This window comes from Paracoccus alcaliphilus (assembly GCF_028553725.1).
Taxonomy (GTDB): Bacteria; Pseudomonadota; Alphaproteobacteria; order Rhodobacterales; family Rhodobacteraceae; genus Paracoccus; species Paracoccus alcaliphilus.
The window spans coordinates 1,750,091-1,776,975 of record NZ_CP067124.1 but is presented as its reverse complement, the minus strand read 5'-3'; the positions used below and the strand labels follow the sequence as shown (position 1 = coordinate 1,776,975).

Genomic DNA, 26,885 nt, shown 5'->3' with positions numbered 1-26,885 from the left:
CCCTATTCATCCTCGAACAGATCCTCGGCCGGATCACCCGATTCGATATCGTCATCGTCCCGGCCCGGCGCAAGGGGGATCTGCAAACCTTCGCCGGGAGGGCGCGAGTCCAGCAGGCCCGCCGCGCGCAGTTCCGACAGGCCCGGCAGGTCGCGCGCCGATTCCAGCCCGAAATGGTCCAGAAACGTCTCGGTGACCACGAAGGTCGCGGGCCGGCCCGGCGTCATGCGGCGACGGCCCATGCGGACCCATTCCATCTCGATCAGTTGATCCAGCGTGCCGCGGCTGACGGCGACGCCGCGGATTTCCTCGATCTCGGCGCGGGTAACGGGCTGGTGATAGGCGATGATCGCCAGCGTCTCCACCGCCGCGCGCGACAGGCGGCGCTGCTCGACGGTCTCGGTCTGCATCAGGAAGGACAGATCGGGCGCGGTGCGCATGGCATAACCATCGCCGATCCGTTCCAGCACCACGCCGCGCCCGTCATAGCGGCGGCGCAGCGCCGCCAAAGCCTCGCCCGCGTCGCAGCCGACGGGCAGGCGCGCGGTCAGTTCGCGCAGGCTGACCGGCTGGGCGGCGGCGAACAGGATCGCCTCGACCATCCGCTCTTGCTCGTGCAGGGGCGGAGGCGGGAAATCCGGGGTTTCCGCCCGTATCGGGTCTTGCGGCGTCAGATCGGTCAATTCGGTCACGTCAGTCATTGTCCGATGAAGGTTTGCGTCGATAGGAGATCGGGGCGAATGTGTCGGTCTGGCGTATCTCGATCCGGCCCTGCCGCGCAAGTTCAAGCGAGGCGGCGAAGGTCGCGGCGGTGGCCGAGCGGCGGCGCGGCCCGTCCTCTTCCCAGCCATCGGGCAGGAAATCGGCCAGATCGGTCCAGTCGCCGGTAAAGCCGATCAGCTTGCGCATCCGGTCCAGCGCCTGCTCCATGGTAAAGACATCCTGCCGGTCGAAGGCATAGGGGCGGAATTCGTCGCGCGTGCGCAGCCTTGCATAGGCCCGCATCAGGTCGATCAGCCCCGCCTGCCATTCGGTGCGGCGGCGGCGTGCGATGGTCTGCGGCGCGCCGCGCTGAAACCGGCTGATGCCCAGCCGGTCGCGGCCCATCAGCCGTTCCGCCGCCTGCCGCATCGCCGCCAGCCGTTCCAGCTGAAAGGCCAGATGGGCGGCCATGTCCTCGGCGCTGGGGCCTTCGGCCTCGGGGTCGGGAGGCAGCAGCAGGCGCGATTTGAGAAAGGCCAGCCAGGCGGCCATGACCAGATAATCGGCGGCCAGTTCGATGCGCAGGGCGCGCGCCTGTTCGACGAAGACCAGATATTGTTCCGCCAGATGCAGGACCGAGATCTTCATCAGATCGACCTTCTGGGTCCGCGCCAGTGTCAGAAGCAGGTCCAGCGGCCCCTCATAGCCATCCACATCGACGATCAGCGCCTCATCCGCGCGGCGCTGCGCCACCGCCTCGGCATCGAAGTCGGGATTGGGCGCGGGATCGGGAACGGCGCGCAGATAGGGGATATCGGACGGGGGACGGGCCACGGGGCCTCCGGGGTTGCTGGCAGGTGGTCAGAGTCCGGGCAAGCGGGCGGCGAGTCAAGCGTTGCGATCGGGCATGGGGGCTTCCGCCCCCGTCCCTGCGGGACTCCCCCGAGGATATTTGCGCACCAAAGATGGGTCGGGTCAGGAGAGGGGCGTCATCAGGCGCTGCCATTCGGCCATCAACGCCGGGCGGTCCAGATCGGCTGCGGCACGGCGCTGGTCGAGGGCGACGGCAGCGCGGCGTTGGGCATCGGGGGTCATCGTGCCTGCGGCGGCGGCAACGGGTTCCATCGAGGCGATGGTGCCGTTGCAATGCAGGACCAGATCGCAGCCCGCGGCGATCGAGGCGGCGGCGCGTTCGGGCTCGGAGCCGCCAAGCGCATTCATGGTGATGTCGTCGGTCATCAGCAGCCCGTCAAAGCCGATCTGCTGGCGGATCAGTCCGATCATGCGGGGGGATGCGGTCGCGGGAGCGTCGTCCAGCGCGGTGAAGCGGATATGGGCGGTCATGCCCATCGGCAGGTCGTTCAGCGCCCGGAACGGTGCGAAATCGAGCGTATCGAGATCGGCGGCGGAGGCCGCGACCGTGGGCAGGTGGTGATGGCTGTCGGCGATGGCGCGTCCGTGGCCGGGCATGTGTTTCATCACCGGCAGGACCCCGGCGGCCAGCAGGCCATCGGCGGCGGCGCGGCCAAGGATGGCGACGGTTTCGGGGTCGGTGCCGAGGCAGCGATTGCGCAGGAAGGGATGGGTGTCGGGCTGCGCCACGTCCAGCGTCGGTGCACAATTGGAATCGATGCCCACGTCGCGCAATTCGGCCCCGATCAATGCATAGCGCAGCCACATGGCGCGTGGGCCCGCCGGGGTCTGATCCAGCGGCGCCGGCCAGTCGGTCCAGTGGGGTCCGCGCAGCCGCTGCACCCGCCCGCCTTCCTGATCGATGGTGATGACCGCGTCGCGCCCGACCGATCCGCGCAGATCGGCAGTCAGGCGGCGCAGTTGTTCGGGCGATTCGACATTGCGGCCAAAGAGGATGAAGCCCCAGGGATCGGCCGAGCGGAAGAAGTCCCGCTCGGACCGGGTCAGTCTGGTTCCGGCGATGCCGCCGAGAATCGTCGCCCCGTGGGTCACGTTTTCTGCCGCGCGTTACTGGGCGGCAATCGGGATGCAGTCGGTACCCCCGGCCTTGAGCGCGGCGCAGAATTCCTGCGCCTGGGCGCGGCTTTCGAAACCCGCGGCCCGCAGGCGCCAGAAGGTGCGGCCATTGGACTGGTGCTGCTGGATCACCTGACCGCGTCCCGAGAACAGGCTGCCATGCTTGTTGGACAGGCGGCTCCATTCGCTTTGGGCGATGGAATTGCTGTCGAAGGCGCCGATCTGGACCAGTTGTGCGCCCGAGCTGGGCTGGACCTGCTGCACCGGCTGATCGGCAGCAGGTGCCTCGGCCGGGCGGGCGGCGGGTGCCGGAACCGGGGCGGCGGCCTGCGGCGCGGCGTCGGTCCGGGTCGTGGCGGGGGCCGATGCGACGCGGGTTTCGCGCGGACGCGGCGCCGGGCGGCTGGAAGCCCGCAGCGACGCCGGATTGGCGACGGACTGTGCCTCGGCCAGAGCGGCGGCGATGGCGTCATCGGCGGGGGCGCCGTTCTCATCGGTCAGGACGTTAGTCACCGGGCCTTCCAGCGCCGGAGCATCGCTGATCGTCGCCTGCGAGACCGCGTCATCGGCGGCGGCCAGTTGCGCGGCGGCGGCAGCGGCGGCCTCGGCCATGGCCAGTGCCTCGCGGTCGGACAGCGGTGTGATCGGCTCTCCGTCGAAGGTTAGCGGCACGTCCGAGCGGTTCGAGGGTTCGCGCGCCTCTACCCCGAGGGCGCCCATCGCGACATCGTCGCCGGTCAGTTCGGATGCCGAGGGGGCCAGCGCCAGTTCCTGCACGGGTGCGGACGCAGCGCCTGCCGCGACCTCGTTCACCGTCAGGCCGCTGTAATTGGCCAGTTCGCCGCCGGGATTGTCGGGGGCGGAACGGGCCTCGCCCTCGATGGCGCGGATCACCGGCACGCCGGACACGTCGCGCGACACCAGCTGCCAACCCCAGGCCAGCAGCCCGACCATCAGCCCGACAGACGCCAGCGCGCCCAGATAATGCGTCAGCCGTGCGATCCGGGTGGCAATGCCATCGCCCGCCGCCGGGTCCGCCGCATAGCGCGGGTCGCCCTGATAGCCGGGTTCGGCCTCTTCCCATTCGCCGGAATCGTAAGCGAACTCGCGACGCACCTTGTGACGCGAGAAAACGTACCCGCCTTCGCGGAAGTCCATCACTGCCATAGCCTGCCTGCCTGCCGGTTGTTCCGGCTTAACTGTTCACTGCTCTTCTCACCCCGGCAGAGGCACCTTCTGATCAGCGCATTTCTTCTGCCGGCGTGACCCCCAAGATACCGAAACCACTTGAAATGACAACGCCAACAGCCCGCACCAATGCAATTTTTGCGCGGGTCGTGTCGGAATCGCCATCCTGGACGAAGCGCAGCGACGTGTCGTCATTGCCGCGATTCCACAGCGAATGCAGGTCGGAAGCGATCTCATAGAGGAAGAATGCGACGCGATGAGGCTCGTGCGCGCGGGCGGCATGTTCGACCAGCCGTGGCCATTCGGCCACCTTGCGGGCCAGATCCAGCTCGACCGGGTGGCTGATGCGGGACAGATCCGCCGACAGCAGCGACGAATCGGACACGTCGATTCCCGCCTCGGTCGCGCGGCGCAGCACCGAATGGATCCGGGCGCTGGCATATTGGACATACCAGACCGGGTTGTCCTTGGATTGCTCGAGCACGCGGGCAAAGTCGAAATCCAGCGCCGCATCGTTCTTGCGGGTCAGCATGACGAAGCGGGTCACATCCGCCCCCGCCTGTTCCACCACGTCGCGCAGCGTAACAAAGGTGCCCGCGCGTTTCGACATCTTGAAGGGCTCGCCATTCCTGAACAGCTTGACCAGCTGGATCAGCTTGATGTCCAGCGGCACGCGCCCGTTCGACAGCGCCTTGACCGCCGCCTGCATCCGCTTGACATAGCCGCCGTGATCGGCCCCGAACACGTCGATCAGCTGATCGAAACCGCGCTCGATCTTGTCCCAGTGATAGGCGATATCGGGCGCGAAATAGGTCCAGCTTCCGTCCGATTTCTGGATCGGCCGGTCCACGTCGTCGCCATGCGCGGTCGAGCGGAACAGCAGTTGCTCACGCTCTTCCCAGTCCTCGGGCAGCTTGCCCTTGGGCGGCTCCAGCACACCGCGATAGATCAGCCCCATGCTTTCCAGCCGGGCAATCGCGGCCTCGATCCGGCCGGTGCCATAAAGCGCCTTTTCGCTGGAATAGACGTCCATGCGCACGCCAAGCGCGGCCAGATCCTGACGGATCATCCCCATCATCGCCTCGGTCGCGAAATCGCGCAGATCGGCCAGCCAGTCCTCTTCGGGGCGGTCCAGCAGGCTGTCGCCGTATTTCTCCTTCAGCGCCTCGCCGACCGGGATCAGGTAATCGCCGGGATACAGCCCCTCGCGGATCGCGGGTTCCAGCCCGTTGGCCTCGCGGTAACGCTCATAGGCGGAACGCGCCAGCACATCGACCTGCGCGCCGCCGTCGTTGATATAGTATTCGCGCGTGACCTCGTGGCCGGAAAAGGCCAGCAGGTTGGCCAGCGCATCGCCAAAGACCGCGCCGCGCACATGGCCGACATGCATCGGGCCGGTGGGGTTGGCGCTGACGAATTCCACATTCACCTTCTGCCCCGCACCCATGGTCGAGCGGCCATAATCCGCCCCCGCGCCGATGGCCCGCCCGATCACCTCGTGCCAGACCGAGGCACCCAGCCGCAGGTTCAGAAAGCCCGGCCCCGCCACCTCGGCCGAGGTGATCCGGTCGTCGGTCAGCCGCGCGGCCAGCTTCTCGGCGATGTCGCGCGGTTTCATCCCGGCAGGCTTGGCCAGCACCATCGCGGCATTGGTCGCCATGTCGCCATGCGCCGGATCGCGCGGCGGCTCGACCGTGACATTGGCGAAATCCAGCCCCGCGGGCAACTCGCCCGCCTGCGTCATCTGGTCCAGCGCATCAAGGACGCGGCCGCGAAGATCGGTGAAAAGATTCATCATAAGGCTTCCTGCTTGATTGCGACGGGTTAACGCCTGCATATGGGAAAGGTCAACAGAAAGCCCCTTCAGCAGCACCTGTCGCCAGAACGCCGCGTTCCGGCAGTTGATTTCGGGCAAAATATTGACGTTGCGCCGCGATTGGTCTAGGCGGTGCGAGTCTCGCATCCGGCGGGACCACGGAGGGGCGTGCGGAAATTGCGTCCCAGACGACAGCGCCAGTACCGGCGCGCGGCTATGGAACGCAACGCGTGGCGACTATACGCGGCACAATGGAAAGCCCTTAATGACGAAATTCTCCGACCTCAAGCTGGACCCGAAGGTCCTGACCGCCATCGCCGAGGCGGGTTATGAAACCCCGACCCCGATTCAGGCGGGCGCGATCCCCCCGGCGCTGGAAGGCCGCGACGTGCTGGGAATCGCCCAGACCGGCACCGGCAAGACCGCCAGCTTTACCCTGCCGATGATCACCCTGCTGGGCCGTGGCCGCGCGCGCGCGCGTATGCCGCGCAGCCTCGTGCTGTGCCCGACGCGGGAACTGGCCGCGCAGGTGGCCGAGAATTTCGACATCTATGCCAAGCATACCCGCCTGACCAAGGCGCTGCTGATTGGCGGCGTGTCGTTTTCGGAACAGGACAAGCTGATCGACCGTGGCGTCGATGTGCTGATCGCGACCCCGGGCCGGCTGCTGGATCATTTCGAACGTGGCAAGCTGCTGCTGACCGGCGTGCAGATCATGGTCGTGGACGAGGCCGACCGGATGCTGGACATGGGTTTCATCCCCGATATCGAACGCATCTTCCAGCTGACGCCCTTCACCCGTCAGACGCTGTTCTTCAGCGCCACCATGGCCCCCGAGATCGAGCGGATCACCAACACCTTCCTGCACGCCCCCGAACGGATCGAGGTCGCGCGTCAGGCCACCACCAGCGAGACGATCACCCAGAAGCTGGTCGAGCTGACCCCCACCCGCAAGGATCAGACCTCGAAGCAGAAGCGCGAATTGCTGCGCGCCATCATCGACGGCGAGGGCGAGGCGCTGACCAACGCCATCATCTTCTGCAACCGCAAGACCGATGTGGATATCCTTGCCAAGTCGCTGAAATCGCACGGCTATGACGCGGCCCCGATCCACGGTGATCTGGACCAGAGCCACCGCACCCGCACGCTGGACGGCTTCCGCGATGGCAAGCTGAAACTGCTGATCGCCTCGGACGTGGCCGCGCGCGGGCTGGACATTCCCGCCGTCAGCCATGTGTTCAACTTCGACCTGCCCAGCCATGCCGAGGATTATGTCCACCGCATCGGCCGCACCGGTCGCGCTGGCCGCAAGGGCACCGCGATCTCGATCGGGACGCCCGCTGATGAAAAGCTGCTGTCGGCGATCGAGAATCTGGTCAAGCAGGCATTGCCCCGCAGCCCCGCGCCCGAAGGCTTTACCCCAACCGAATCCACCGGCGCGGCCTCGCGTCCGCGCGACGACCGCAAAGGCGGTAGCCGCAGTGGCAATGGTCGCCGCCGCCGCGATGACGACCGCGCGCCTGAACCGCAACCCGCCGAGGCCCCCGCACCCCAGCCGCAACCCGCGGCCCGGCGCGAGGAAAGCCGTCGCGATGACAGCCGCAGCAGCCGTGACACCCGCCACGATCAACGTCGGGGCCGTGGCCGCGACGATTCGCGCGGTCCCGCCATCATCGGCATGGGCGATCACGTTCCGGGCTTCATGCTGGTCGAGCTGCGCCCTGCCCTTGCCAGCGCCGAAACTTCGGATCAGGCAGATGTGACCGACGACACCCCCGTGGCCGAGGCCCCGGCAGAAGCGCCCACCAAAACGCCCCGCCGCTCTCGCCGCCGCAAGGAAACCACCCAGTCCGCACCCGAAGCGCAACCCGCAACCGAACCCGCATCCGGCACCGAAGAGGCACCTGCTGCGGAAGCTGCTGCTGCGGAAGTATCTGTAACCGAAGCGCCCGTCGCCGAAGCTGCTGCCCCTGAAGCACCTGTCCAGGTCACCGAAGCCCCCGCTCAACCGGAACCGGCAGCGGAAGTCGCACCCAAGCCGACGCGTTCGCGCCGCAAGAAGGTCGAACCGGCGCCTGCCGATGCAGCACCCACCGCCGAGGCCGAAACCCCGGCAGAGGCCCCGGCGCCCAAACCGCGCCGCAGCCGCGCCAAAAAGGTGGAAACTGCGCCCGAGGCCGAAGCCGCCGCCGCAGAGGTCGCAGCAGAGGAAGCCCCAGCCCCCAAGTCCACGCGCACCCGCCGCAAGAAGGCCGAACCAGAGGCGACCGCCGCCGAGGACGCCCCGGCGCCCAAGCCCAGACGCACGCGGCGCAAGAAAACCGACACGGCCGAGGACAGCACGACCGAAAGCCCGGTCACAACCCCGACCGACAGCACCGCCGACTCCGAGGCGTGAGGCCCGCGCCCATGCGCGACCTTGACAACCCGCCTCAGCACCGCCGCTCGCGGCTGCGGCTGGGGCGTTTGCTTCCGGATCTGATGCTGGGGGCGGCGGCGGCGCTTGGCCTTGCCCCGTTCGAGATCTGGACCGTCACGCTGATCGCGCTGGCGGTCCTGCTGGCCCGCCTGTCGCGGTGCAGCCCGGCGCTGGCCTTCCAGCGCGGTCTGGCGGCGGGGATCGGCTGGTTCGGGCTGGGCCTTGTCTGGATCGTCGAACCGTTTCTGGTCGAACCCGAGATCTATGGCTGGATGGCCCCCTTCGCCCTGATCTTGATGGCTGTGGGCGGGGCGTTGTTCTGGGCGATCCCGGTCTGGCTGGGATCCCGGCTGGCACCCGGCCCTCGCCGCCGCATCCTGGCCATCGCCGCCGCGCTGATCCTGTCGGACTGGCTGCGCGGCTGGATCTTTACCGGCTTTCCCTGGGCGCTGATCGGCCATGTCTGGATCGACACCCCCATCGCGCAATCCGCCGCCTGGATCGGCGCCATCGGACTCAGCGCGCTGACCCTGACGCTGGCGGCGCTGCCCAGCCTGCTGACACGCAACGGATCGCGCTGGGGCATTGTGCCCGGCACCATAATCGCATGCCTTGCCGGAGCCGCGATCTGGACGGCCGGCCTTGCCCGCCTTGACCAACCCCTGCCCCCGGATCGCGACCTGATCGTCCGCATCGTGCAGCCCAACGCCGAACAGCACCTAAAATGGGACCCGGAATGGTCGCAGGTGTTCTTTCAGCGCCTGATCGACCTGTCCGCCCAGCCCGGTCGCCGCGATCTGGTCATCTGGCCGGAAACGGCGGTGAACTTCCTGCTGAACGACGCAGCCGAGATCACCCCCTATATGGCCGAGGCCGCCGGCGCGCCCCTGTTGCTGGGCATCCAGCGGCGCGAGGGCGAACGCTATTTCAACAGTCTGGCCGCGCTGGATGATCAGGGCGACAGCATCGCCATCTATGACAAATTCCACCTTGTTCCCTTCGGCGAATATATCCCCTGGGGCGACACGCTGGCGCGAATCGGCATCGGCGCCTTCGCGGCACAGAACGGTAATGGCTACTCTGCCGGGCCGGGTCCGCAACTGATGAGCCTGCCGGGGCTTCCCGCTTTCCAGCCGCTGATCTGCTATGAAGCGATCTTTCCCCAGCATCTGCGCACCCTCGAGGACCGCCCCGAATGGCTGCTGCAGGTCACGAATGACGCGTGGTTCGGCCGCTTCTCAGGCCCGCACCAGCATCTGGCGCAAGCACGACTGCGTGCCATCGAGACCGGCCTGCCGCTGATCCGCGCGGCAAATACCGGAACCAGCGCGGTGATCGATCCTTACGGTCGTCTGCGCGATCATCTCGAGCTAGGCGCCGCGGGCAAGATCGACGCCGCCCTGCCCGGCATGCTGCCCCCGACCGTCTGGACCGAGCGAGGTCCCCTGCCCATCATTCTGCCCTGCCTGTTCATCCTGATCGTGATCGCGGTGCACGGGCTTATCCGGCGCTATGGGGGCGCTGCCCCCCGCCGCTGACGCGGCGTCCCCCGAGGTATTTTCCAAGGAGTGCGAGGGGGCGAAGGGGCGCGTGAACCTGCCCCTCGCACTCCTTCAAAATACCTGCGGGGGGGGTGAGGAGCGTCCGAAAAAGGTCCGGCGGACCTTTTTCAGCGACGAAGGCGCGGCGCCATGCGCCGGGGCTTGGCCGCAGGCCAATCGGGGGGCGGCGAGCCCCCTTTTCTGCGTTCAATCGCGAAAGAAACGGCTTTCCTTGACCTGATCCCATGCCCAGACGACTTCGGCCAGCCGATCCTCGTCCGAGCGGTCGCCGCCATTCATGTCGGGATGCAGATCCTTGACCAGCGACTTGTATTGCTTGCGGATTTCAGCGCGGCTCCAAGTGTCCCGGGCCTCGAGGATCTCCAGCGCGCGCCGTTCGGTGGGCGGCAGCTTGCGCCCGATCTTGGCCCGCGCCTCGGGCGAGGTGCCGTTCGCCCCGAGGATTTCCAGCGGATCGCTGACGCCATGGCGCGCCCATTTCTGTTCCTCGGTCGCGCGGCCGAAGGGTTTGGTGGGCCGTTCCCAGACCGTCGCATTGGACAGGAATTCCTGGAACTCCTCCTCGGACTGGCCCTGGAAATAGTTCCAGTTCAGATTGTATTCGCGCACATGGTCCTTGCAGAACCAGAAGTAATCCTCGAGGTTGCGCGGACTTTTCGGCGCGCGATACTGGCCCGGCTCATCGCAGCCCTGCTTGTCACAGCGCCGGGTCGAGGTTTCGAACGCGCCAGACATGCCACGCCGACCCTTGGCGCGGCGCTTCTTGTCTTTTGCGGCCGAAAGATCGAAATCGAACGGGTCGTTACTGCTCATATCGGGGCACCTTTGCGACTCGGGACCGGGAGCATAGGCTATTTCACGAAACATGGAAGGTCTTGACGGAGATGAAGCATGATTGCGGATGAAATGCGCGTGAGGCTGGCCAGCCTGACCCCCACCCGACTGGAGGTGATCGACGAAAGCGAAAGCCATCGTGGCCATGCCGGTTTCCGCGAGGGCGGCGAAAGCCATTTCCGTATCCGCATGGTCAGTCCCGCCTTTGCCGGGCTGGGTCGGGTGCAGCGCCACCGGCTGGTTCACCGGACCCTTGGCGACATCGTGCCCCGCATTCACGCCCTGGCGCTGGAACTGGCCGAAAGCTGAGCCGTTAGCGCCGTCAGGCTTGTCGCGCCCCGGCCCGGCGCGTAGAAGCCGCGGCAGATGATGGGACAGGAAGGACTGCCTAAATGACCAAGCCCCGGGATTTCAATGACCGCATGCTCTCGCTGGGGCTGGCCCGCGTCAGCGAGGCCGCCGCACATGCCTCGGCCCAGTTGATCGGCCGCGGCGACGAAAAGGCCGCCGATCAGGCCGCCGTGAACGCCATGCGCGATCAGCTGAACATGCTGGACATCAAGGGCGTCGTCGTCATCGGCGAGGGTGAGCGCGACGAGGCGCCGATGCTGTTCATCGGCGAAGAGGTCGGCACCGGCGATGGCCCCGAGGTCGATATCGCGCTGGACCCGCTGGAAGGCACGACGCTGACCGCCAAGGACATGCCGAACGCGCTGACCGTCATCGCCATGGCCCCGCGCGGCACGTTGCTGCATGCCCCCGATGTCTATATGGAAAAGCTGGCCATCGGGCCGGGCTACGAGAAGGACGTGGTCAGCCTCGACATGTCGCCCTCGGAACGGGTCCGGGCGTTGGCCCGCGCGCGTGGTATCAGGGACAGCGACATCACCGTCTGCATCCTCGAACGCCCCCGGCACGAGGATCTGATCGCCGAGGTCCGCGCCACCGGCGCCGCGATCCGGCTGATCACCGATGGCGACGTGGCGGGCGTGATCCATTGCGCCGAGGCCGCGCTGACCGGCATCGACATGTATATGGGTTCCGGCGGCGCGCCCGAAGGGGTGCTGGCGGCATCGGCGCTGAAATGCATGGGCGGGCAGATGTGGGGCAAGCTGCTGTTTCGCAACGATGACGAACGTGGCCGCGCCGCCAAGGCCGGGATCACCGATCTCGACCGCGTCTATTCGCGCGATGAACTGGTGACCGCCGATGTGATCTTTGCCGCGACCGGCGTCACCAACGGCTCGATCGTGGCGGGGGTCAAGCGCGAACCGCATTACCTGCAGACCGAGACCATCCTGATGCGCTCGAAGACCGGCTCGGTCCGGCGGATGATCTATCGCAACCCGATCCGCTAAGCGCGGCGCGGGCGGATGCCCAGCCCTGACGGCCCCTCGATGGGGTTGTCAGGGCTTCCCCCCGACCGGCTTTTCGGGCCATAGCAGGGCATGAACGCTTTTCTTGGTATCGAATCCTCGCTTTCCGGTCGTCGCTGGACCGGCCCCGACGCCGCGCTTGAACGTCTGGCCGAGGGCCTGTCGCAGCGCGCCGCCCTGCCCCTTGCCATCGCCCGTATCCTTGCCGAACGCGGTGTCCCGGCGGAACAGGCGCCGGCCTTCCTGACCCCGAAACTACGCGACCTGCTGCCCGATCCGCTGTGCCTGCGCGACATGGAACCTGCGGCCGAGCGGCTGGTCGATGCCGCCACCCGCGGCCAGCGCATCGCCATCTTCGCCGATTACGACGTGGACGGCGGCAGTTCCGCCGCCCTGCTGCTGGACTGGCTGCGTCAGCAGGGGCGGCAGGCAACGCTCTATATCCCCGACCGTATCGACGAAGGCTATGGCCCCAATCCCGCCGCCATGGCCGGGCTGGCCGCCGCCCATGACCTGATCATCTGCGTCGATTGCGGCACCCTGGCGCATGAGGCGCTGGAGGCCGCCAAGGGCACCGATGTGCTGGTGCTGGACCACCATCTGGGCGGCGAAACCCTGCCCCCGGCGCTGGCGGTGGTCAATCCCAACCGCGCCGACGAGGACGGCAGCCTCGGCCATCTCTGTGCTGCCGCCGTGGTCTTTCTGGTGCTGGTGCAGGCAGGCCGCATCCTGCGCCGCATGGGTCGGCCCGAACCCGACCTGATGGCGATGCTGGATCTGGTGGCGCTTGCGACCGTCGCCGACGTGGCCCCCCTGACCGGCGTTAACCGCGCCTTCGTGCGTCAGGGTCTGGCGGTCATGGCCCGCCGCCAGCGCCCCGGACTGGTCGCGCTGTCCGATATCGCGCGGCTCGACGGCCCGCCCAGTTCCTTCCATCTGGGCTTTCTTCTGGGCCCCCGCATCAATGCAGGCGGCCGGGTCGGTCGCGCCGATCTGGGCGCACTCTGCCTCGCCGCCACCAACCCGCAGGACGCCGGAAAACTGGCATCCGAGCTCGACAACCTCAACCGCGAACGCCGCGCGATCGAGGCCGCCGTCCGCGAAGAGGCACTGGCCCAGGTCGAGGCCCGCGGCGACAGCCGCCTGTCATGGGCGGCGGGCGACGGCTGGCATCCCGGCGTGGTCGGCATCGTCGCCGCCCGCGTCAAAGAGGCCACAGACCTGCCCTCGGTGGTCATCGGGGTGGAAAACGGCATCGGCAAGGGCTCCGCCCGCTCGGTCCCCGGTGTCGATCTGGGCCGCGCCATCCAGCGCCTCGCCACCGAGGGCCTGCTGCTGAAGGGCGGCGGCCACGAAATGGCGGCGGGTCTGACCGTTCAGGCCGACCGCATCGGCGCGGCGATGGACCGTCTGGCCGACCTCCTCTCTGCCGACCTCGCCAGCCGCAGCGGCACCCGCGACCTGCGGATCTCGGGCCTTCTGGAGCCCTCGGGCGCCACGACCGACATGTTCCGGATGCTCGAGGATGCAGGCCCCTTCGGACAGGCCGCCCCCGCCCCGCGTTTCGCATTCGCCCACCAACTGATCGACAGCGCCTCGACCATGGGCGACAATCACCTGCGGCTCGGCTTCCGCAGCCCCGGCAGCCCGGTGATCGAGGCCGTGGCATGGGGGGCGATGAGCGGCCCGCTCGGCCCCTCGCTGATCGGTGCCAAGGGGCGCCATTTCCACCTCGCGGGCAAACTGGAACTCTCGACCTGGGGCGGACGCGAACGCCTGCGTCTGCGCCTCGACGACGCCGCCCCCGCATAACCGCCTCATCTCTGGTGCGCAAATATCCTCGGGGGTCCGGGGGCAGACAGCCCCCGGCCATCGCGGGACGCAAAGCCCGGCCTCGCCCCCCTTTGCCCCGGCCCCGCTTTCTGCCACAACGGGGCGACTGCGTGAAAGGACCCGGACATGACCCCGACCAGCTTCGGCAAAGGCTGCCATCTCCACCTGATCGACGGCTCGGCCTTCATCTTCCGCGCCTATCACGCGCTGCCGCCGCTGACCCGCAAATCCGACGGGCTGCCGGTCGGCGCGGTGGCCGGGTTCTGCAACATGCTGTGGAAATATGTCACCGACGAACATGGCAGCGACGCACCGACCCATGCGGCGGTGATCTTCGACCATTCCTCGAAAACCTTCCGCAACGAGATCTATCCCGCCTACAAGGCCAACCGCCCCGAACCGCCCGAGGATCTGCGCCCGCAATTCCCCCTGACGCGCGACGCCACCCGCGCCTTCAACGTCTCCTGCATCGAGACCGAGGGCTATGAGGCCGATGACATCATCGCCGCCCTTGCCTGTCAGGCCCGCGACGCGGGCGGCAGCGTTACCATTGTCAGCAGCGACAAGGACCTGATGCAGCTGGTCGGCGATGGCGTGCGGATGCTGGACCCGATCAAGGGCAAGCTGATCGGCCCCGAAGAGGTCGCCGAGAAATTCGGCGTCGGCCCCGACCGGGTGATCGACGTGCAGGCGCTGGCGGGCGATTCGGTCGATAACGTCCCCGGCGCGCCGGGCATCGGCATCAAGACCGCCGCGCAGCTGATCAACGAATATGGCGATCTGGAAACGCTGCTGGAACGCGCGTCCGAAATCAAGCAACCCAAGCGCCGCCAGACCCTGATCGACCATGCCGAACAGATCCGCATCTCGAAACGGCTGGTCACGCTGGACTGCGACACGCCGCTGGAAGGCAGCTTGCAGGATCTGGAAATCCGCGACCCCGACCCCGACGCGCTGCTGGGCTTTCTGGCCGATATGGAGTTCCGCACCCTGACCGCGCGGGTGGCCGAACGTCTGGGCGCCGAGGCCCCCGCCGTCACCTCGGCCCCGCCCTCGAGCGCCCCTGCTGCGCCGGAACTGCCTGCCATCGACCATGCGGGTTATCAGACCGTGACCGAGATGGCCGCGCTGGGTGACTGGATCGCCGCCATCACCGAGGCCGGACAGGTCGCCATCGACTGCGAGACAACCAGCCTAGACGAAATGCAGGCGAAGCTGGTCGGCATCTCTCTGGCCGTCGTTCCGGGGCGGGCCTGCTATATCCCGGTGGGCCATGTCGCGGGCAGCGACGACCTGTTCGGTCAGGCCATGCTGGTCGAGGGCCAGTTGCCGCAGGATCAGGTTCTGGCGGCGCTGAAACCGGTGCTGGAGGATCCCGCCATCCTCAAGATCGGCCAGAACCTGAAATATGACTGGAAGATCTTCGCCCGCCACGGCATCCGCATGGCGTCGCTGGCCGATACGATGCTGATGTCCTATGCACTGAACGCGGGCAGCCACAATCACGGCATGGACGAACTGGCCGAGCGTTATCTGGGCCATAAATGTATCCCCATCAAGGAGCTGATCGGTTCGGGCAAATCGCAGATCACCTTCGATCGGGTCGCCATCGACAAGGCCGCGCCCTATGCCGCCGAGGATGCCGAAATCACGCTGCGGCTTTACGACCATTTCACCCCGATGCTGTCCGACCAGCGCGTCACCACCGCCTATGAATTGCTGGAACGCCCGATGATCCCGGTTCTGGCCGATATGGAACTGGCCGGGATCAAGGTCGATACCGACACGCTCAAGCGCATGTCCAATGCCTTCGCGCAGAAGATGGCCGCGCTGGAGGACGAGATCCACGAACTGGCGGGCGAGAAATTCAACGTCGGCAGTCCCAAGCAACTGGGCGAGATCCTGTTCGACAAGATGAGCCTTGCAGGCGGCAAGCAGGGCAAGACCGGCGCCTATTCGACCAGCGCCGATGTGCTGGAGGATCTGGCGGCCGAGGGCCATGACCTGCCCGCCCGCATCCTTGACTGGCGCCAGATATCCAAGCTGAAATCGACCTATACCGACGCGCTGCAAACCCATGTCGATCCCGATACGGGCCGGGTCCATACCAGCTATTCCATCACCGGGGCACAGACCGGGCGTCTGGCCTCGACCGATCCCAACCTGCAAAATATCCCCGTGCGCACCGAAGAGGGCCGCCGCATCCGCGAGGCCTTCCTTGCCACCCCCGGCCACCGGCTGGTCAGTCTGGACTACAGCCAGATCGAGCTGCGTATTCTGGCCCATGTCGCCGATATCCCGGCGCTGAAGCAGGCCTTCCTCGACGGCATCGACATTCACGCCATGACCGCCAGCCAGATGTTCGGCGTCCCGGTCGAGGGCATGGATCCGATGATCCGCCGCCGCGCCAAGGCGATCAATTTCGGGGTGATCTATGGCATCTCGGGCTTCGGGCTGTCGCGCAACCTGCGCATCCCGCGCGCCGAGGCGCAGGCCTTCATCGACACCTATTTCCAGCGTTTCCCCGAAATCCGCGCCTATATGGACAAGACAGTGGCCGATGCGAAACAGGATGGCCATGTGCGCACCCTCTTCGGTCGGCGGATCAATACGCCGGGCATCAACCAGTCCGGCCCCGCGGCGGGCGGTGCGCGGCGGGCGGCCATCAACGCCCCCATTCAGGGTGCCGCCGCCGACATCATCCGCCGCGCCATGATCCGCATGCCCGACGCAATCCGCGACCTGCCCGCGCGGATGCTGTTGCAGGTCCATGACGAACTGGTCTTCGAGGTTGAGGAAAGCGCCGTCGATGACCTGATCGCCGCCGCCCGCCGGATCATGGAAGGCGCGGCAGAGCCTGCGGTGAAGCTGAACGTGCCGCTGGTGGTGGATGCGGGCCAAGGCATGAACTGGGCCGAGGCGCATTGATGGGACATGCCCACCACCATCATAACCACAAGCACGGGCATGGACATCACCACCATTTCCTTGACGGTGACAGCGCCATAGGCTGGGCGGTCGCCGTCAATCTGGCGCTGACGGTGGCGCAGATCGTGGGCGGGCTGATCGCCGGATCCACCGCGCTGATCGCAGACGGGATCCACAACCTCTCTGACGCGCTGGCGCTGGTGCTGGCCTTTGGCGCGCGTCGGCTGGCGCGCCGCGCGGCGACGCCGGAATGGAGTTTCGGCTGGGGCCGGGCCGAGATCGTCGCGGCCTTCGTCAACTATCTGGCGCTGATCGCCGTGTCACTCTGGCTGGCGGTCGAGGCGATCGGGCGGCTAGCCGATCCGCCGCAGGTCGCGGGCGGGCTGGTCATGGCGCTGGCCGGCTTCGCGCTGGTGATCGATCTGGCCACGGCGGCGCTGGTCTGGCGGCAATCGAAGGACAGCGTGAATATCCGCGCGGCCTTCCTGCACAATCTGGCCGATGCCGGGGTATCCGTCGCGGTGATCCTTGGCGGGGCGCTGATCTGGGCCTTTGGCTGGAACCTTGCCGACCCGATCCTGACGCTGGGGATTTCCGCCGTCATCCTGTGGCATATCGCGCTGGAGATCGGCCCGGTCTTTCGGATGCTGATGCTGGCCGCGCCTCCGGGCAGCGATCCGGGCGCGATCCTGAACGCGCTGAACGATCTGGAGGGCGTCGCCAGCGCCCATCACCTGCATCTGTGGCAGATCGACGAAAAGCGCGTGGCCGCGTCGGTGCATCTGGTGGTGCCGGGGCCGGATTACCTGCCCGTCACCCGAGCCGCCAAGCGGATGCTGTCACGCGATTTCGGCATCAGCCACGCCACGGTCGAGGTCGAGCCACCCAATGCCTGCGCCGACAACCTGCCCGATCACAGCCACGCCTGACGCCGTCAGATCGCCAGACTGTGGCCGCCCGACGGGGCCTCGTACCCGTCCAGCATCTGCGCAATCAGCCGGGTCAGGGCGCGGGCCTCGGGGCGGATCAACAGCCCGTCGGGACGCAATTCGACCACCTGACCGAAACGCGCCACCAGCGGGGCAAAGGTCGCCTGCAACTGCGCCTCGTCCAGTCCGAAATCCTTCTTCATCTCGGCCGAAGAGATGCGGAAATCGCACATCAACGACTCGATCATGCGGCCGCGCCAGTGATCCTCGGCGGTGAAGGCATGGCCGCGCGTGGTGGCCAGCTGCCCCGCGCGGATGCGGGCGGTATAGGCGCCCGTCGCCGGGGCATTCTGCGCATAGCCCTGCGGAAAGCGCGAGATCGACGAGGCCCCCAACCCGATCAGGTGAACCGCGCGGTCATCGGTATAGCCCTGAAAGTTCCGCCGCAGCCTGCCCCGATCCCGCGCCCGTGCCAGCCGGTCGCGATGACGGGCAAAATGGTCGATGCCGATATCCAGATAGCCATCGGCGCGGAACAGATCGCGGGCAGTCTCGAACAGATGCAGGCGCTCTTCGTTGCCGGGCAGCGTGTCGTCGGGAATCATCACCTGCCGCTTGGACATCCACGGCACATGAGCATAGCCGTAAAGCGCCACCCGGTCGGGCGACAGCGCCAGCAGCTTCTGCACGGTTTCCGACATTCGCCGCTGGTCCTGATGCGGCAGCCCATACAGGATGTCGGCATTCACGCTGTCCACCCCGGCATCCCGAATCATCTGCACGGCCTGCGCGGTGATCTCGAAGCTTTGCATCCGCCCGATGGTCTGCTGGATCAGCGGGTCGAAATCCTGCACCCCGATCGAGGCCCGGTTCATCCCCACCGCCGCCAGCGCCGCCATCCGCGCCGGGTCGATTTCCGAAGGGTCGATCTCGACCGAGAATTCGCCATCGCGAATCAGCGGGAAGGCGTCGAAAACCGCGACCGCCAGCCGCTCGATCAGATCGGGCGGCAGCAGCGTCGGCGTGCCCCCGCCCCAATGCAGCCGCGACAGGCGGACACCCGGCAGCCGCTGGCGCAGCATGCGGATCTCGGCCAGCAAGGTCTCGACATAGGCGCGCACCGGGTCAAGGCTTTGCGTTCCCTGCGTCCGGCAGGCGCAAAACCAGCACAGGCGCCGACAGAAGGGCACATGCAGATACAGTGAGATTTCGGCCCCTTTGGGGATCATGCCGATCCAGTCGGCGGCCTGATCGGCAGCGACCGAAGCCGTGAAATGATTGGCCGGAGGATAGCTGGTATAGCGCGGCACACGCGCGTCAAACAGTCCCAGGCTGCGAAGTTGCGAAATCGTGCTCATGCAGCTATGTATGAGGCAAGATGCGCGCGAATTCCTTGACCCAGATCAAACCCGCTTCCGAGACGGGACGCCACGGCGAAATGCGCTGTGTGGAATGCCCTATTCGCTATCGTGCGGTTTGCGCGCAATGCGAATCGGACGAGTTGTCGCTGCTGGAGGGGATGAAGTTCTATCGCAGCTTTGAGCCCGGGCAGCCCATCGTCTGGGAAGGCGACCGGATGGATTTCGTCGCGTCGGTCGTGATCGGCGTCGCCACGCTGACCCAGACGCTGGAGGACGGGCGCACCCAGATGGTCGGGCTGCTGCTGCCAAGCGATTTTCTGGGCCGTCCGGGACGCGACCACGCCGCCTATAACGCCTCGGCGACCAGCAAGGTCGTGCTGTGCTGTTTCCGCCGCAAGCCCTTTGACGAATTGATGCGCACGATGCCGCATATCGCCCATCGCCTGCTGGAAATGACCCTGGACGAGCTGGACGCGGCGCGTGAATGGATGCTGCTGCTGGGCCGCAAGACCGCACGCGAGAAGATCGCCTCGTTCATCACCATCATCGCCCGCAGAGAGGCCGCCCTGCGCAAAAGCCGCCCCGGTGGCCGAATGGAGATCGAGTTGCCGCTGACCCGCGATGCCATGGCCGATTATCTGGGCCTGACGCTGGAAACCGTCAGCCGCCAGGTCAGTGCGCTGAAAAAGGATGGCGTGATCACGCTGAACGGCAAGCGCGGCGTGATCCTGCATGACTTTGCCCGGCTGGTTGGCGAATCCGGCGACGATGCCGATGGCGGGCTGCTGGCCTGAAACCCGTTCAGCACCAGCAACCGGCACCTAGCGCGCCATCAGTACCGGCACCCGCGCCTTTTCCAGCATGTTCCGGGTCGCCCCGCCCAAGATCGCCTCGCGGAACCGCGAATGGCCATAGGCACCCATCACGATCAGATCCGCGCCGATTTCCGTGGCGCGGCGGTTCAGCTCTTCGCTGATCGTCGGTTCGGTCCGGGCCAGCACCGCGATCTCGGCCTTGACGCCGTGCCGGATCAGCATCTGCGCCAGCGCCCCGCCCGGATCGGAACGTTCGGCACCTGCGCGGCGCGGGTCGATCACCGTGATCTCGACCGCGCCCGCGGCCTTCAGCATGGGCAGCGCGCGACGCACCGCCGCCAGAGCCTCCAGCGACTGGTTCCATGCCACCAGCACCCGGCGCGGCGGATGGGCGGGCAAGGTGCCGTCAGCCAGCACCAGAACCGGGCAGCCGCCTTCGAACAGCGCGGCCTCGGTCACGGCCTCGGCGGCAACACCGGCATCGGTGCCATAGGGGCGCGGCAGCACCGTCAGATCGGAAAACCGCGCCCGCAGCCCGATCAGCGAGGACAGACCGCCCGACTGGACAGCAGCCGAATCGATGCTCCACCGCAGTTCGGTGCTGGAACCCAGACGTTCGCGCACGGCGGTTTCCAGTGTCCGGGCGTCCTCCATCGCCTGCGCGATGGTTTCCTGAAACGCATAGGGGGCGCCGCCCGGAAAGAAATATCCGGCCTCGATCGGGTTGATCCCCAGACACAGCACCTCAAGGTGCCCGTCCTCGCGAATCGCCATGTCGGCGGCGGCATCCAGCTGCTGCAATTCGCGCGTGTCGGTCACGATCGTCAGGATTGTCTTATACGCCATGACAGCCTCCGTTGATGGCATTTCTGGCAGCCTATGCCTGAAAGTATCGCGCCGACATTGATCCGCGTCAAACCCGCATGTTGACCCAGATCAAGGTTCGGTGATCCGCCCGGCCTTATTCCCTGCCCTCAGGAAGCCCCGGACAAGCGCCCGCGATTCGTGATTCGCGGCGTGCTGGCACGGGGTCAGCCAAAGGAACAACGCGAACCATGTGGAATTACATCAAGCTGTTTTTGTTGGGAGGCGTCGCGCTGATGGCTGCGATCGGCGCGAACCTGGCACATGATCTGGCCTATATGGTCAATGCCCTGATGGTGATGTTCGTCGCCGGGGGCATGTTCATCTGGGTGCTGCGCACCATCGACGAGCCGGTGACGCCGCCCAACCCCAACGAATATATGGACGGCGTGGTCCGCGCCGGGGTGATCGCCACCACATTCTGGGGCGTCGTGGGCTTTCTGGTCGGCGTCGTCATCGCCTTTCAGCTGGCCTTTCCGGCGCTGAATTTCAGCGATCTGGCGCATGGCTATCTGAATTTCGGCAAGCTGCGCCCGCTGCATACCAGCGCGGTGATCTTTGCCTTTGGCGGCAATGCGCTGATCGCGACCTCTTTCTATGTCGTCCAACGCACCTCGGCCGCGCGTCTGTGGGGCGGCAATACGGCGTGGTTCGTGTTCTGGGGCTATAACCTGTTCATCCTGCTGGCGGCCTCGGGCTATATCCTCGGTGCCACGCAGTCCAAGGAATATGCCGAACCGGAATGGTATGTGGACTGGTGGCTGACCGTGGTCTGGCTGGCCTATCTGGCGGTGTTTCTGGGCACGATCATCAAGCGCAAGGAACCCCACATCTATGTGGCCAACTGGTTCTATCTGGCCTTCATCGTCACCATTGCGATGCTGCATGTGGTCAACAACCTGTCGATCCCGGTCAGCATCTTCGGCAGCAAGTCGGTGCAGGTCTTTGCCGGTGTGCAGGACGCGATGGTGCAATGGTGGTATGGCCACAACGCCGTCGGCTTCTTCCTGACCGCGGGTTTTCTGGGGATGATGTATTACTTCATCCCCAAACAGGCCGAGCGTCCGGTCTATAGCTACAAGCTGTCGATCATCCACTTCTGGGCGCTGATCTTCCTCTATATCTGGGCCGGTCCGCACCACCTGCATTATACCGCCCTGCCCGACTGGGCGGCGACGCTGGGGATGGTGTTCTCGATCATGCTGTGGATGCCCAGCTGGGGCGGCATGATCAACGGGCTGATGACGCTGTCGGGCGCCTGGGACAAGCTGCGCACCGACCCGATCATCCGCATGATGGTGGTGGCCGTCGGCTTCTATGGCATGGCGACCTTCGAGGGGCCGATGATGTCGATCAAGGCCGTCAACAGCCTGTCGCATTATACCGACTGGACCATCGGCCACGTCCATTCCGGCGCGCTTGGCTGGAACGGGATGATTACCTTCGGCGCGCTTTACTATCTGGTGCCGCGTCTGTGGGGGCGTGAACGCCTCTACAGCCTGCCGCTGGTCAGCTGGCACTTCTGGCTGGCGACCATCGGGCTGGTTCTCTACGCCGCCTCGATGTGGGTGTCGGGGATCATGGAGGGCCTGATGTGGCGCGAAGTGGACAGCCAGGGCTTCCTGGTCAACGCCTTCGCCGACACGGTCGAGGCCAAGTTCGCCATGAACGTCGTGCGCGCCCTTGGCGGGGTTCTGTACCTGACCGGCGGGATCATCATGGCCTGGAACCTGTGGGCCACCGTCGCCAGGCAGCCCAAGGCCCATTCGACGGCCATCGCCGTGCCGGCGGAATAAGGGAAGCCAGCCATGCAAATTCTTGAAAAGCACAAGATCCTTGAAAAGAACGCGACGCTTCTGCTGATCTTCTCGTTCCTTGTCGTCACCATCGGCGGCATCGTGCAGATCACGCCGCTGTTCTATCTGGAAAACACCATCGAAAAGGTCGAGGGGGTCCGCCCCTATACGCCGCTGGAACTGGTCGGGCGCGACATCTATGTGCGCGAGGGCTGCTATGTCTGCCACAGCCAGATGATCCGCCCGATGCGCGACGAGGTGGAACGTTACGGCCATTACAGCCTTGCCGCCGAGTCGATGTATGACCACCCGTTCCAATGGGGGTCGAAACGCACCGGGCCGGATCTGGCGCGTGTCGGCGGGCGATATTCGGACGAATGGCATATCGACCACCTGCGCGACCCGCAATCGGTGGTGCCGGAATCGATCATGCCGAAATACGGTTTTCTGCTGAACCGGACCATCACGCCGCAGCACATCCAGCAGCGCCTGCGGGCCGACCGCAGGACGGGCGTGCCCTATAGCGATGAGATGATCCAGAACGCGGTGGCCGATTTCCGGACCCAGACCGATCCCTTCGGCGATGTCGCGGGCCTTCAGGAACGCTATCCCGGTGCGCAGGCGCGCAACTTCGACCGCCAGCCGCAGACGACCGAGATGGACGCGCTGATCGCCTATCTGCAAGTGCTTGGCACGATGGTCGATTTCTCGACCTTCGAGCCCGATCCCACCCGCTGAGAAACGAGGTATCTGAACATGGAAACCTATAGTTTTCTTCGTCAGCTTGCCGACAGCTGGGCGTTGCTGCTGCTGACGCTGTTCTTCGTGGGCGTGATCCTGTTCGTCTTTCGCCCCGGCGGGCGCGCCTCGCAGAAACAAGCCGCCGAAAGCATCTTCCGTCACGAGACCCGCCCCGCAGCCGCGGATGAGAAGGAGGCCCAGTGATGGCCGAAGACAAGGACAAGCCCGAGGGCGGCCCGGAAAAGGATCCAGTTTCCGACCCCGCCAATCCCGACAACCAGATCGATCTGGAGCGTCAGTCGGCCGATTCCGAACATGCCGCCAAGATCGCGGGCGAGATCCCCGAGCGCACCCGGCCCGACGCCCCGGTCGCGCCCCGGATGCGTCAGCAGTCGCGGCGCAAGAAGGGTCTGGTGCAAGAGGTCGGCTCGACCGGGCACAGCTGGGACGGGATCACCGAATACGACAACCCGATGCCGCGCTGGTGGCTGTGGACCTTCTATGCCACCATCGTCTGGGCGATCGGCTATCTGATCGCCTATCCGGCCATCCCGCTGGTCAACGGCGCGACGCAGGGTCTGCTGGGCACCAGTTTCCGCAAGGAGGTCGCGGCCGAGATCCAGCGCTTTGACGAGGCCAACGCCCCCATTCAGGCCCGCATGACCGAGGTCGCATTGCAGGACATTCCCGATGATGCGGAACTGTCGAACTATGCCATGAACGCGGGCGGCGCGGTGTTTCGCACATGGTGCGCCCAGTGTCACGGTTCGGGCGCGGCGGGTGCGCCGGGCTATCCGAACCTTCTGGACAACGTCTGGCTGTGGGGTGGCTCGCTGGAGGATATCCATCTGACCATCCGCCACGGCATCCGCGACCCGCAGGATCCCGACACCCGCTATTCCGAGATGCCGCGCTTCGGGGCGGATGGTTTGCTGGAGCGTCAGCAGATCACCCAGGTCGTCGATCATGTGCTGGCGCTGGCCGATCTGCCGCACAGCGCCACCAGCGCCGAGGCGGGCGCAGAGGTCTATGCCGATTTCTGCGCTGCCTGTCACATGGATGACGGCACCGGCGACCGCGATCAGGGCGCGCCCGATCTGACCGACGCGGTCTGGCTGTATGGCAGCGACCGCGAAACGGTGACGCGGATCGTGACAGAGGGACCCTTCGGCGTGATGCCCGCCTGGTCCTCGCGCCTGTCGGATGCCGATATCCGCGCGGTGACCGCCTATGTCCACGCTTTGGGTGGCGGCGAGTAAGCCGCTTCCCCCCGGTTTCCCGCGTGTCCTGGACAGTCCGCGGGAAGGGCCGGCCCCCCCATCCTGTTCGCGCGTTCCTTGGGGGGGCCGGTTTCCAGAATTACCGGATCATGCCGTCCACAGCAATCTGTCCAGTCGGGCAGGCTGACGGCACGATCCACCGCGTTTCGCCCCGCCCGATGGCGGTGCGAAGGGGGCCGGTCTCTGTTTCTGTTCGCGCGTTCCGCAGAGACCGGTTGTCCCCCCGGACGGCACCATTCAGCCGATCAGTTCTCCGCGCAGGGAGTTGGGCGCGCTTTCCACGATCCGCACCTGCACCAGATCACCGATCTGCGCGTCGGGCGCCTCAACAAAAACCGAATGCAGATAGTCCGATTTGCCGACCATCTGCCCGGCCTCGCGCCCCGGCTTTTCAAACAGCACGCCAAGACTGCGCCCGACCATGCCGATCTGGGCGGCCTTCTGCTGGCGGCTCAGCAGCGCCTGCAATTCCTGCAAACGCGCATCGGCCACCGCGCTGTCCACTTCCGGCTTTTCATAGGCCGGGGTGCCGGGACGTGGCGAGTATTTGAAGCTGAAGGCGGTTCCGAAATTCACCTGCTCGATCAGGCGCAGGGTATCGGCGTGGTCCTGATCGCTCTCGCCCGGAAAGCCGACGATGAAATCGCTGGTCAGCATGATATCGGGACGCGCCTCGCGGATGCGGTCGATCAGGCGCAGATACTGGTCCGCCGTATGCTTGCGGTTCATCGCCTTCAGGATCCGGTCGCTGCCCGACTGCACCGGCAGATGCAGATAGGGCATCAGCTGCGGCACGTCGCGATGCGCCGTGATCAGGTCGTCGGCCATGTCGTTGGGGTGGCTGGTGGTATAGCGGATGCGGTCCAGCCCCTCGATCTCGCCAAGCGCGCGGATCAGGCGGCCAAAGCCCCATTCGCCGCCCTGCCCTTGCGTCGAGGGGCCCTCGCCATGCCAGCCATTCACGTTCTGGCCCAGCAGGGTGATCTCGCGCACGCCGCGTTCCACCAGATCGCGGGCCTCGCGCAGGATGCGGTCCACCGGGCGGCTGACCTCGGCCCCGCGGGTATAGGGGACGACGCAGAAGGCGCAGAACTTGTCGCAGCCCTCCTGCACGGTCAGAAAGGCGGCGGGTGCGCGGCGGGTGGCGCGGCGCTGCGGCAGATGGTCGAACTTGTCCTCTTCGGGGAAGTCGGTGATGATCGCGGGCGCCTCGCCCCGGACCATCGCCGGCAGCCGGTGATAGGTCTGCGGCCCGACAACCAGATCGACCAGCGGCATCCGGCGGATGATCTCTTCGCCCTCGGCCTGCGCCACGCAGCCTGCCACGCCGATCTTCAGATCGGGCTTTTCGGCCTTCAGCGGCTTCAGGCGGCCAAGATCGGAATACAGCTTTTCAGCCGCCTTTTCACGGATATGGCAGGTGTTCAGCAGCACCATATCGGCGTCCGATTGGTCCTCGGTCAGGACATAGCCCTCGGCGCCCATGGCCTCGGCCATGCGCTGACTGTCATAGACGTTCATCTGGCAGCCATAAGTCTTGATGAAAAGCTTCTTGGTTGCCGGAGTGGGGGCCGGGGTCTTGGCTTGGTCGCTCATACCGTGCTGTCCTTGGAATCCGCGTGCTGATACAGCAAAGCGCGGCCTTTGGAAAGCCGAAGCCGCGATTTCGGCGACAGACCGGCCCTAGCGTTCGGCAACCAGCCTGCGGCCAGAGGGGCGCGGCGGCCGCGTGCTGGCCGGTTCCGCGGGCTCGGGCTGAGCCGCCTCGCGCAGCGGTTGCGCGCTGAACGGGCGCGCCGGGCCGATGGCGGCGGTTGTGGTGCCGCCCTGTTTGGCCAGACGCCACAGGGCCTCGGACCCGCGCCGCGCGCTGATCGCGATCGAGATCAGCGCCATGCAGGCCCCGGCCAGCAGGATCAGCGCCACCAGCCCCAGAATCCCGGCATAGATCGGCAAAGGCGGCACGCTGTCAGCCCGCATCGCCATCGTCACAACCGCCGCGATCAGCGCCACCACGCCAATCGCGAAAACCGCGCCGGTCACGCGCTGAACCCAGACCATAGCATCCGCCCGCATATCTGCCCCGATCAGTCGGTGTTGTTTCCTTGGGATCGGGTGCCATCGGCGGGACGGTTTTTCAACCCTGCCCCGCCGCGCCCGCGGTCATAATCTCGTGCGCGGGCGTCAGGGCTGGCGCCGGGCCAGTTCCTCGACCGCGTCGGCGGTGCGTCTGGTATTGGCATAAATGCCAAGGCCCAGATAGATCATCCCGGCCATCAGGATCAGATAGAGCGCACCGCCCACCAGTATCCCGATCCCGGCCAGAAACCCGCCCTGGGCGTTGAACATGGTGGCGACGGCGGCAATCAGCACCACCACCGCGCCGATGACGACCACCACATTGATGATCCGCTCCATCCAGAGGATGAAAAAGTCACGCATTGCAATCTCC

At 66.2% G+C, this 26,885-nt stretch carries 23 protein-coding genes; 12 read left to right on the top strand and 11 right to left on the bottom strand.

The window, feature by feature from the left end:
* Positions 1 to 2: 2 nt before the first annotated feature.
* From scpB to argS, 5 genes are all read right to left on the bottom strand, one after another.
* Complete coding sequence (gene scpB / locus JHW40_RS09045; protein WP_419182465.1) at positions 3 to 701, bottom strand: SMC-Scp complex subunit ScpB; 699 nt, start codon at positions 699 to 701, stop codon at positions 3 to 5.
* On the bottom strand, positions 694 to 1,506 hold the full coding sequence (locus JHW40_RS09040; protein WP_090615441.1) for a segregation and condensation protein A: 813 nt from the start codon (positions 1,504 to 1,506) through the stop codon (positions 694 to 696). The genes scpB and JHW40_RS09040 overlap by 8 nt, the downstream gene beginning before the upstream one ends.
* Before the next feature lie 171 nt (positions 1,507 to 1,677).
* Entirely contained in the window at positions 1,678 to 2,667 is a 990-nt protein-coding gene (locus JHW40_RS09035) for a glycoside hydrolase family 3 N-terminal domain-containing protein (protein ID WP_090615329.1), read from the bottom strand.
* A gap of 15 nt (positions 2,668 to 2,682) precedes the next feature.
* Positions 2,683 to 3,858 carry an SPOR domain-containing protein gene (locus tag JHW40_RS09030; protein WP_090615333.1) on the bottom strand — a complete coding sequence of 392 codons (1,176 nt, stop codon included), beginning with the start codon at positions 3,856 to 3,858 and terminating at the stop codon, positions 2,683 to 2,685.
* 73 nt (positions 3,859 to 3,931) lie between these two features.
* On the bottom strand, positions 3,932 to 5,674 hold the full coding sequence (gene argS / locus JHW40_RS09025; RefSeq protein WP_090615444.1) for an arginine--tRNA ligase: 1,743 nt from the start codon (positions 5,672 to 5,674) through the stop codon (positions 3,932 to 3,934).
* Positions 5,675 to 5,960: 286 nt separating this feature from the next.
* On the opposite strand from argS, the gene JHW40_RS09020 reads away from it, so the two are divergent.
* Both JHW40_RS09020 and lnt read left to right on the top strand, forming a co-directional pair.
* Positions 5,961 to 8,093 carry a DEAD/DEAH box helicase gene (locus JHW40_RS09020; RefSeq protein WP_090615336.1) on the top strand — a complete coding sequence of 711 codons (2,133 nt, stop codon included), beginning with the start codon at positions 5,961 to 5,963 and terminating at the stop codon, positions 8,091 to 8,093.
* A gap of 11 nt (positions 8,094 to 8,104) precedes the next feature.
* The gene (gene lnt / locus JHW40_RS09015) at positions 8,105 to 9,652 is read left to right on the top strand and encodes an apolipoprotein N-acyltransferase (protein ID WP_244519301.1); all 1,548 of its coding nucleotides are present in this window, start codon (positions 8,105 to 8,107) and stop codon (positions 9,650 to 9,652) included.
* A 210-nt stretch (positions 9,653 to 9,862) separates the two neighbouring features.
* Here the strand turns inward: lnt and JHW40_RS09010 are convergent, their stop codons facing one another.
* A complete protein-coding gene (locus JHW40_RS09010) occupies positions 9,863 to 10,489 on the bottom strand; it encodes a J domain-containing protein (RefSeq protein ID WP_090615340.1) in 627 nt (208 codons plus the stop codon).
* 78 nt (positions 10,490 to 10,567) lie between these two features.
* Between JHW40_RS09010 and JHW40_RS09005 the strand changes: the two genes are divergently transcribed.
* The 5 genes from JHW40_RS09005 (at position 10,568) to JHW40_RS08985 (ending at position 17,576) form a co-directional block, all read left to right on the top strand.
* Complete coding sequence (locus JHW40_RS09005) at positions 10,568 to 10,819, top strand: BolA family protein (RefSeq protein WP_090615345.1); 252 nt, start codon at positions 10,568 to 10,570, stop codon at positions 10,817 to 10,819.
* Between the two features lie 83 nt (positions 10,820 to 10,902).
* On the top strand, positions 10,903 to 11,868 hold the full coding sequence (gene glpX, locus JHW40_RS09000; RefSeq protein WP_090615348.1) for a class II fructose-bisphosphatase: 966 nt from the start codon (positions 10,903 to 10,905) through the stop codon (positions 11,866 to 11,868).
* A gap of 90 nt (positions 11,869 to 11,958) precedes the next feature.
* Entirely contained in the window at positions 11,959 to 13,698 is a 1,740-nt protein-coding gene (gene recJ / locus JHW40_RS08995) for a single-stranded-DNA-specific exonuclease RecJ (RefSeq protein ID WP_090615353.1), read from the top strand.
* Positions 13,699 to 13,845: 147 nt separating this feature from the next.
* A complete protein-coding gene (gene polA, locus JHW40_RS08990; protein ID WP_090615356.1) occupies positions 13,846 to 16,647 on the top strand; it encodes a DNA polymerase I in 2,802 nt (933 codons plus the stop codon).
* Positions 16,647 to 17,576 (top strand): cation diffusion facilitator family transporter, encoded by a 930-nt coding sequence (locus tag JHW40_RS08985; protein WP_090615359.1) that lies wholly within the window; start codon positions 16,647 to 16,649, stop codon positions 17,574 to 17,576. The genes polA and JHW40_RS08985 overlap by 1 nt, the downstream gene beginning before the upstream one ends.
* Positions 17,577 to 17,581: 5 nt before the next feature.
* On the opposite strand, the gene hemN is transcribed toward JHW40_RS08985, so the two are convergent.
* Entirely contained in the window at positions 17,582 to 18,934 is a 1,353-nt protein-coding gene (gene hemN / locus JHW40_RS08980; protein WP_090615363.1) for an oxygen-independent coproporphyrinogen III oxidase, read from the bottom strand.
* A gap of 80 nt (positions 18,935 to 19,014) precedes the next feature.
* On the opposite strand from hemN, the gene fnrL reads away from it, so the two are divergent.
* Positions 19,015 to 19,731: a transcriptional regulator FnrL gene (gene fnrL, locus JHW40_RS08975; protein WP_090615452.1), complete on the top strand. Its 717-nt coding sequence runs from the start codon at positions 19,015 to 19,017 to the stop codon at positions 19,729 to 19,731.
* Between the two features lie 27 nt (positions 19,732 to 19,758).
* On the opposite strand, the gene JHW40_RS08970 is transcribed toward fnrL, so the two are convergent.
* A complete protein-coding gene (locus JHW40_RS08970; protein ID WP_090615367.1) occupies positions 19,759 to 20,598 on the bottom strand; it encodes a universal stress protein in 840 nt (279 codons plus the stop codon).
* Between the two features lie 209 nt (positions 20,599 to 20,807).
* Here JHW40_RS08970 and ccoN point away from each other — a divergent pair, with 209 nt between their 5' ends.
* From ccoN to ccoP, 4 genes are all read left to right on the top strand, one after another.
* On the top strand, positions 20,808 to 22,412 hold the full coding sequence (gene ccoN / locus JHW40_RS08965) for a cytochrome-c oxidase, cbb3-type subunit I (RefSeq protein ID WP_090615371.1): 1,605 nt from the start codon (positions 20,808 to 20,810) through the stop codon (positions 22,410 to 22,412).
* Between the two features lie 12 nt (positions 22,413 to 22,424).
* Positions 22,425 to 23,150 (top strand): cytochrome-c oxidase, cbb3-type subunit II, encoded by a 726-nt coding sequence (ccoO, locus tag JHW40_RS08960; RefSeq protein ID WP_090615374.1) that lies wholly within the window; start codon positions 22,425 to 22,427, stop codon positions 23,148 to 23,150.
* Positions 23,151 to 23,168: 18 nt separating this feature from the next.
* Positions 23,169 to 23,357: a cbb3-type cytochrome c oxidase subunit 3 gene (locus JHW40_RS08955; RefSeq protein WP_090615378.1), complete on the top strand. Its 189-nt coding sequence runs from the start codon at positions 23,169 to 23,171 to the stop codon at positions 23,355 to 23,357.
* A 176-nt stretch (positions 23,358 to 23,533) separates the two neighbouring features.
* Positions 23,534 to 24,412, top strand: coding sequence for a cytochrome-c oxidase, cbb3-type subunit III (gene ccoP, locus JHW40_RS08950; protein ID WP_244519303.1), 879 nt, complete (start codon positions 23,534 to 23,536; stop codon positions 24,410 to 24,412).
* Between the two features lie 258 nt (positions 24,413 to 24,670).
* Here the strand turns inward: ccoP and miaB are convergent, their stop codons facing one another.
* From miaB to JHW40_RS08935, 3 genes are all read right to left on the bottom strand, one after another.
* On the bottom strand, positions 24,671 to 26,029 hold the full coding sequence (miaB, locus tag JHW40_RS08945) for a tRNA (N6-isopentenyl adenosine(37)-C2)-methylthiotransferase MiaB (protein WP_090615385.1): 1,359 nt from the start codon (positions 26,027 to 26,029) through the stop codon (positions 24,671 to 24,673).
* Positions 26,030 to 26,116: 87 nt separating this feature from the next.
* On the bottom strand, positions 26,117 to 26,494 hold the full coding sequence (locus JHW40_RS08940; RefSeq protein WP_139208218.1) for a hypothetical protein: 378 nt from the start codon (positions 26,492 to 26,494) through the stop codon (positions 26,117 to 26,119).
* Between the two features lie 123 nt (positions 26,495 to 26,617).
* Positions 26,618 to 26,875 (bottom strand): hypothetical protein, encoded by a 258-nt coding sequence (locus tag JHW40_RS08935; protein ID WP_090615391.1) that lies wholly within the window; start codon positions 26,873 to 26,875, stop codon positions 26,618 to 26,620.
* Positions 26,876 to 26,885: the final 10 nt, after the last annotated feature.